The 1085-nt window shown below is 75.0% G+C and carries 1 protein-coding gene; it reads right to left on the bottom strand.

Features of this window, described 5'->3' with window-relative positions:
- Positions 1-960, bottom strand: a 960-nt coding sequence (locus IE312_RS22215; RefSeq protein ID WP_229900280.1) for an HRDC domain-containing protein, incomplete at its 3' end; no start/stop codon positions are given.
- Positions 961-1085: the final 125 nt, after the last annotated feature.

Below are 1085 nucleotides of genomic sequence, written 5' to 3'. Positions count from 1 at the left end.
CCGGTCGACGGCGGCCTGCCACTGCTCCAGCTGGCGCCGGCCCATCCGGTGCCCGAAGCCGCCCAGCGCGGCCAGGGCGTGCACGGTGCCCGGCAGGGCGAGCGCGGCCTCCACGATGGCGGCGTCGCTGAGCACCTTGCCCGGCGAGACGTCCCGGCGCTGTGCGATCCGGTCCCGTGTCTGCCACAGCTCCCGCACCACGGCGAGCTGCCGGCGCCGCCGCACCTTGTGCATGCCGGACGTGCGGCGCCAGGGGTCCTTGCGGGGCTCGGCCGGCGGGGCGGACGCGATCGCGTCGAACTCCTGCCGCGCCCACTCCAGCTTGCCCTGCCGGTCCAGCTCCTTCTCCAGGGCGTCACGCAGGTCGACGAGCAGCTCGACGTCGAGCGCCGCGTACCGCAGCCAGGGCTCGGGCAGCGGCCGGGTCGACCAGTCGACGGCGGAGTGGCCCTTCTCCAGGACGAAGCCGAGGACACCCTCCACCATGGCGCCGAGGCCGACCCGGGGGAAGCCGGCGAGCCGGCCGGCCAGCTCGGTGTCGAACAGGCGGCTCGGGACCATGCCTATCTCGCGCAGGCAGGGCAGGTCCTGGGTGGCCGCGTGCAGCACCCACTCCGCGCCGGACAGGGCCTCGCCGAGCCCGGACAGGTCGGGGCAGGCGACCGGGTCGATGAGCGCGGTGCCGGCGCCCTCCCGGCGCAGCTGCACCAGGTAGGCGCGCTGGCCGTAGCGGTAACCGGAGGCGCGCTCGGCGTCCACGGCGACCGGGCCGGAGCCGGCGGCGAAGGCTGCGGTCACCCGCGCGAGGGCCGCCTCGTCGGCGATCACGGGCGGGATGCCCTCGCGCGGTTCGAGCAGGGGTGTCGGCGCCCCCGTCACAGAAGATCCGGCGTCGTCCGGAGGGGTGCCCCCGGTGGTCTGCAGGGTGCTGTCTGCTGCGGTGTCTTGGGCGTCGGTCACCTGTCAAGGGTATCCGTGTGTGGACGGCGCCCGTCGACGGAACGTTCCGTCGACGGGCGCGCCGGGGTCGTAAACCAGTCAGTCAGGGGCACGGTCCTGTTCACCCGGGTGAACGGGGATCCGCC

Origin of the sequence: Streptomyces capoamus, from assembly GCF_014654935.1 — a bacterium.
GTDB lineage: Bacteria > Actinomycetota > Actinomycetes > Streptomycetales > Streptomycetaceae > Streptomyces > Streptomyces capoamus.
The sequence above is the reverse complement of the archived record's forward strand: the minus strand, read 5'-3'. Positions and strand labels throughout refer to the sequence as shown.